Source organism: Bradyrhizobium sp. (assembly GCF_050014615.1).
Lineage (GTDB): Bacteria > Pseudomonadota > Alphaproteobacteria > Rhizobiales > Xanthobacteraceae > Bradyrhizobium.
Genome location: NZ_JBEKCZ010000275.1, coordinates 1 through 5,817, shown reverse-complemented (window position 1 = coordinate 5,817; position 5,817 = coordinate 1). Strand labels below are relative to the sequence as shown.

Sequence of the window (5,817 nt, the reverse complement as noted above, 5' to 3'; positions counted from 1 at the left end):
CGCCGGGCCAGAAGGTCAAGGTCGGATCGATGGGCCGGCCGCTGCCGGGCTATAGCGTCCGCATCACCGATATCGATGGCCATGAGACCAAAGAGGGCGAAGTCACGCTGCTGCTCGGCGATGCCAGGCCAGCAGGGCTGATGCAGGGCTATCAGGGCGACGACGGTAAACTGAGCGGGGCGGACGGCGAACTCTATCGTAGCGGCGACGTGGTGTTTGCCGACGAGGAGGGCTATCTCACCTTCGTCGGCCGCTCCGACGACGTCTTCAAGTCGTCGGATTACCGGATCAGCCCGTTCGAACTCGAGAGCATCCTGCTGGAGCATGAAAAGGTCGCTGAGGCCGCGGTCGTTCCCAGCCCCGATCCGATCAGGCTTGCGGTTCCGAAGGCCTATGTGCTGTTGGTTGCGGGTGCCGAGCGTTCGGGCGAAACCGCGCTGTCGATCTTCAGGCATCTGCATGCGCGCCTCGCGCCGTTCAAGCGCATCCGTCGTATCGAACTGGTGACCGAGCTGCCGAAGACGATTTCCGGAAAGATCCGCCGCGTGCAGCTGCGCCGGCTCGAGCATGACAACGACCGTAACGACCCGTTGCGGGGCCAGGAGTTTAGCGAGGGGGATTTCCCGGAGCTGCAGAAGGTGCGGTCGGCGGGAAGCTAGTGCCGCCGATTTGAAGTTCCTGCAGTGGTGCCGCAAGTTCATCCCAGGAACTTCAAATCGATAAGCGGCACTAGAATGGTTATATTGACAGTGTCCCTTTGTTTCCGAAGTTCGTGTCGGGGGCGCCGCGAGAGTTCACGAACTTCGGAAACGGGACACTGTGGAGAATTGATCGATGAATGAAGTCTGGAAGAAGCCGCCGATTTCGCTCGAGGCCTATCAGAGCATGGTCGGCCATGAAGTAGGCGTGTCGTCCTGGCATCTGGTCGATCAGAACCGGATCGACGTCTATGCCGACGTGATCGAGGATCGCCAGTTCATCCACATCGACCCCGAGCGCGCCAAAAAGGAAACCCCGTTCGGGTCAACGGTGGCACATGGCTTTCTGACGATGTCGCTGATGAGCATCATGTCCTACGAGGTGATGCCGGTGATCTCGGGCACCACCATGGGAGTCAATTACGGGTTTGACAAATTGCGCTTCATCTCGCCGGTGCGCGCGGGCTCGCGCGTCCGCGGCCGCTTCATGTTGGCGGAAGCCAAATTGCGCAAGCCGACGGAATTGCTGTCGCGCACCAATGTCACGGTCGAAATCGAGGGCGAGGAAAAGCCCGCACTGGTCGCCGACTGGATCGGTTTGATCTTTTTTGCTTAGTATTGGCCGTCATGGCCGGGCTTGTCCCGGCCATCCACGTCTTTCTATGCGGCGACCAAGAGACGTGGATGCCCGGCACAAGGCCGGGCATGACGAAAAGAGGAAAGTCTGGGAACGGTAAATCATGACAATCAGGTTTGACGGACGCGTCGCCATCGTCACCGGCGCGGGCAATGGGCTTGGACGCGCGCACGCGCTGGGACTGGCGAGCCGTGGCGCCAAGGTCGTGGTCAACGATTTCGGCGGCGCCCGCGACGGCACCGGCGGATCGCTGACCCCGGCTGAAACCGTGGTCGAGGAAATCCGAAAAGCGGGAGGCGAGGCGATGGCCGATGGCGCCGATGTCTCGAACTACGAGCAGGTCAAGGCGATGGTCGCCAAGGCCACGGAGAAATGGGGCAGCGTCGATCTGCTCTGCGCCAATGCCGGCATTTTGCGCGACAAGTCGTTTGCGAAGATGGAAGTCGCCGACTTTGCAAAAGTGCTGGATGTGCATCTCAACGGCACGTTCTATTGCTGCAAAGCGGTGTGGGACCGCATGCGCGAGCGCAATTACGGCCGCATCGTCGTCACCACCTCGTCGTCGGGCCTGTTCGGCAATTTCGGCCAGGCTAATTACGGCGCGGCAAAGACCGGCATGGTCGGCTTGATGAACGTGCTGGCCGAGGAAGGCCGCAAGAACAACATCAAGGTCAACATGATCTCGCCGACGGCGGCGACGCGGATGACGGAGGAGCTGCTGCCGCCGCAGGCATTGGCGCTGATGAAACCGGAATCGATCACGCCCGCGGTGCTTTATCTGCTCGGTGAAGACGCACCGACCCGCACCATCATGGGGGCCGGCGCGGGTTCCTTCGCGGTGATCAAGATCATGGAAACCGAAGGCATCAACTTAGCCGAGTCCGACTGGACCCCCGATGCCATTGCCGCGCATTTCGCCGAGATCAGCGACATGTCGAGCGCAAAGGCGCTGGAAGGGGCGTTCCAGCAGACCCAGAAATACGTCGCGCAGGCCGCGGCGCGGGCGGGCGTGAAGCTGTAGAAGTTGACCTGTCATTCCGGGGCGATGCGAAGCATCGAACCTCAGATGTGCAATTGCACATCGGGGAATCTCGAGATTCCGGGTCCACGCGAAGACGCGTGTCCCGGAATGACGGCTTGGGTAACGCGTTGAAATCCGCCATATGCTGTGTCGGTGAAGCACATCTCTAAAACCCAAATCGCCATCATCGGCGCCGGCCCCGCCGGGCTGATGGCGGCTGAGGTCGCGGCACAGGGCGGCGCTCACGTCACGGTCTATGACGCGATGCCATCAGCCGGCCGCAAGTTTCTGATGGCGGGGCGTGGCGGTCTTAACCTGACACATAGCGAGGCGCTGCCGGCCTTTCTCACGCGCTACGGCGCGGCAACGCCGCGGCTCGCGGCCGCGATCACGGCATTTTCACCCGATGTTTTGCGTGAATGGAGCGCGGCATTGGGGCAGCCGACCTTTGTCGGTTCCAGCGGCCGGGTTTTTCCGCAAGCGTTCAAGGCCTCGCCATTGCTGCGGGCCTGGTTGCGGCGGCTGGATGCGATGGGCGTGCAATTCGCGCTGCGCCACCGCTGGACCGGTTGGGACGACGACGGTCGGTTGTCGTTCGCCACTTCAGACGGAAAGCACCTGGTCGAGGTGCGTGCGACCGTGCTGGCGCTCGGCGGCGCCAGCTGGCCGCGGCTCGGGTCCGACGCTGGATGGGTCGACACGCTTGCTGCCAGAGAAGTCGCGATCTCACCTCTAAGACCAGCCAATTGCGGATTCACGGTCGCCTGGTCCGACATCTTCCGCGACCGATTCGAAGGCCATCCGCTCAAGGGCATCGCGCTGTCGTTTGGCCCGCACACGCGGCGCGGCGAAGCCATGATCACGCGCGCGGGTCTGGAGGGTGGCGCGATCTATGCGTTGTCGGCGGACTTGCGTGAGGCCATCATCCGGTCTGGCAAAGCGACGCTGCGCATGGCGTTACGGCCTGATCTCGAAACCAGCGAGCTCGTCGCGCGGCTGTCGGCGCCGCGCGGCAAACAGTCTTTAGCCAACTGGCTGCGCAAAGCGGCGCATCTTTCGCCGGTCGGCATCGGCCTGTTGCAGGAGGCGGCGATGCGATCGGGCGTTTCACTGTCCTCGCTGCCGGCCGAAAACCTCGCCGGATTGATTAACGCCGCGCCGGTTGAGCTCAACGGCATCGCGCCGGTCGCGCGCGCGATTTCGACCGCGGGCGGCATTTCCTTCGGGGAAATCGACGCCGATTTCATGATCCGCCGCCTGCCGGGCGTATTTGCCGCCGGCGAGATGCTGGATTGGGAAGCACCGACCGGCGGCTATCTGCTGCAGGCTTCGTTCGCGACCGGAGCGGCGGCGGGGAGGGGCGTGTTGAGGTGGCTGGAGGGCCAGGACCCCACTCATCAATCGGTTTGAATGGTGCGGATCAGGCATGCGTAACGTAACGACGTTGAAGCAGGCGGTCGGCCGAGTTCGGATCATGGGTCGGCAAGTAAACCGTGGGGATTATCCGCGTGAACTTGGCGATGCGTGCGAGCGTCTCGAGTTCAGCGTCCTCGTCCGCGCCGACGCCGTCGATGCGACCCTCCAGCATTTGCGCCTCGCTGTAGGAAGCGTCGCCCGCAAGCATGATCGCCGTCTCGCCTTCCATGACGATCACAGAAAGGTGGTGGCTGGTGTGCCCTGGTGTCGGGACGGCTATGACATCCCCTGCCTCGGTCAAGCAGCGGCTGCGCGGGAAGGGCCCGAATGGCGACACCGCGAAATCCAGAGCCTTCGGATCGAAGCCTTTGGGCCAACGTTCCGGCAGGTACCCCATTAAGCGCCCGCGGAGGCCGGATGCGTTGTCCACTTCACCACGACTGGCGTAAATCGCACTGCCGACGACATCGTGAAGTCCCGCGTCGTGGTCGATATGGAGATGGGTCAGAACGACTTTGCGCACATCGCGCACGCCGATGCCAAGTTTGCGCAACTGTGGTCCCAACTCCTGTTCGCGCTGAATGTCGAAGCGGACCGCAAGCTGGAAATACGGGTGCCAGCTCGGCAGCGACAAGAGATGCTCGGCCGCTCCGGTATCGACGACGATCACCCCCTCGGCATGGTCGATGACCCACGCGTAAGTAGGCAACCAATCGGCCCACTCGGACTCGATCAGTGGAGCCGCGAGGCGCGCCAATCCATGCCGTGTCGGGGCGATCTGTGCCCGCTTGACTCGAACGCGACCGGTCTGGACAGCATGAATTTTGACCTTCGGCGGTCCCAGGGGAAAGGTTGCCGAAAGTGCGCCATGCCCGGTTGCTATCACGGCGCTTGCGGCTACGGCTGAGGTTACGAAAGTTCGGCGGTCGATCGACATGGCGTCATCTCCTCCTTGAGACACCACTTCAGAATTGAGCAAAAGCCGTACTATGCCAATTGTCTAACTGCGAACCTCTGTTATACGCTGGCGTATGAGCAAGCGCGCCCTGGGCTGGTCCCTGCAACAAACGTTCATAGAGGTCATGCGTGACCGCAGCCTCTCGGGAGCCGCTCGACGTTTGGCCCTCACCCAACCGACGGTCGGCCGCCAGATCGATGCGCTGGAGGCACAGCTTGGGCAGGTACTATTCAAGCGATCGCGGCGCGGTCTGACGCCGACAGCACTGGCGATGGAACTGCTCACGCATGCCGAGGCGATGGCCGCAGCGCAGGAAGCCTTCCTAAGAGCGGCGTCGGGCGCCGCCAGGGGTGAGGAAGGCGTGGTTCGATTGACGGCCTCGGAGATGATCGGCTGCGAGGTGCTGCCGCCAATTCTTGCAACATTCCGCCAGCAACACCCCGGCGTTACCTTGGAACTTGTCGTCTCCAACCGCGTGCAAAACCTTCAACGGAATGACGCGGACATAGCCGTCCGTATGGTGCGGCCGAGCCAAACGACGCTTATCGCGCGCCATGTCGGCGACACGCATATCGGCTTGTTCGCCCATCGCGACTATCTCAAGGTGCAGGGGACGCCGATGGCGCTCGATCAGTTGGCTGGCCATGCTCTAATTGGGTTCGATCGAGACGACAGCGCCTACAGGGGCCTAAGGAGGTCGGGGTTCGACGCGTCCCGCGACACTTTCAATTTTCGAACCGACAGCGACTACGCGCAGTTCGCTGCCCTGCGCGCCGGCCTCGGTATAGGCGGGTGCCAGATCGCTATCGCGGCCAGATATCCAGAGCTAATCCAGCTTCCGATCAAGGCTATGATGCTCAAGCTGGAGATTTGGCTCGCAATGCACGAGGCGATCAAGTCCACACGCCGAGTGAGATTACTATTCGACCATTTGAACAAGCATCTGTCCGATTACACAAAGCAGGACAAAGTGTTGAGGCGCCGATAAAACGCGCGTAGCAGAGTCCGCCATGCCGCCGAAAGCGCAAATCGATTCTGAACGCTACCGCAGCTTCCCCCGTGCCCCGACCGGCAACACCCCGATGAT

The 5,817-nt window shown here is 62.1% G+C and carries 6 protein-coding genes; 5 read left to right on the top strand and 1 reads right to left on the bottom strand.

The genetic code is table 11. The annotated features are described in order from the left end of the window. The 4 genes from ABR948_RS27740 to ABR948_RS27725 all read left to right on the top strand — a co-directional run. Positions 1 to 659, top strand: a 659-nt coding sequence (locus ABR948_RS27740; RefSeq protein ID WP_428124205.1) for an AMP-binding enzyme, incomplete at its 5' end; no start/stop codon positions are given. Positions 660 to 834: 175 nt separating this feature from the next. Further along, a complete protein-coding gene (locus tag ABR948_RS27735; protein ID WP_428124203.1) occupies positions 835 to 1,314 on the top strand; it encodes a MaoC family dehydratase in 480 nt (159 codons plus the stop codon). Positions 1,315 to 1,438: 124 nt separating this feature from the next. Next, on the top strand, positions 1,439 to 2,356 hold the full coding sequence (locus ABR948_RS27730) for an SDR family NAD(P)-dependent oxidoreductase (RefSeq protein ID WP_428124202.1): 918 nt from the start codon (positions 1,439 to 1,441) through the stop codon (positions 2,354 to 2,356). 153 nt (positions 2,357 to 2,509) lie between these two features. After that, entirely contained in the window at positions 2,510 to 3,766 is a 1,257-nt protein-coding gene (locus tag ABR948_RS27725; protein ID WP_428124201.1) for a BaiN/RdsA family NAD(P)/FAD-dependent oxidoreductase, read from the top strand. Positions 3,767 to 3,776: 10 nt separating this feature from the next. Here ABR948_RS27725 and ABR948_RS27720 read toward each other — a convergent pair whose 3' ends face one another. Beyond that, entirely contained in the window at positions 3,777 to 4,709 is a 933-nt protein-coding gene (locus ABR948_RS27720) for an MBL fold metallo-hydrolase (protein ID WP_428124199.1), read from the bottom strand. Positions 4,710 to 4,803: 94 nt separating this feature from the next. Between ABR948_RS27720 and ABR948_RS27715 the strand changes: the two genes are divergently transcribed. Continuing rightward, positions 4,804 to 5,718 (top strand): LysR family transcriptional regulator, encoded by a 915-nt coding sequence (locus ABR948_RS27715; protein WP_428124197.1) that lies wholly within the window; start codon positions 4,804 to 4,806, stop codon positions 5,716 to 5,718. The last annotated feature ends 99 nt before the right edge of the window (positions 5,719 to 5,817 follow it).

Coding starts and splice junctions, on each gene's coding strand:
- ABR948_RS27715 (WP_428124197.1), top strand. CDS start 4,804: ATGAGCAAGCGCGCCCTGGGCTGGTCCCTGCAACAAACGTTCATAGAG.
- ABR948_RS27720 (WP_428124199.1), bottom strand. CDS start 4,709: ATGTCGATCGACCGCCGAACTTTCGTAACCTCAGCCGTAGCCGCAAGC.
- ABR948_RS27730 (WP_428124202.1), top strand. CDS start 1,439: ATGACAATCAGGTTTGACGGACGCGTCGCCATCGTCACCGGCGCGGGC.
- ABR948_RS27735 (WP_428124203.1), top strand. CDS start 835: ATGAATGAAGTCTGGAAGAAGCCGCCGATTTCGCTCGAGGCCTATCAG.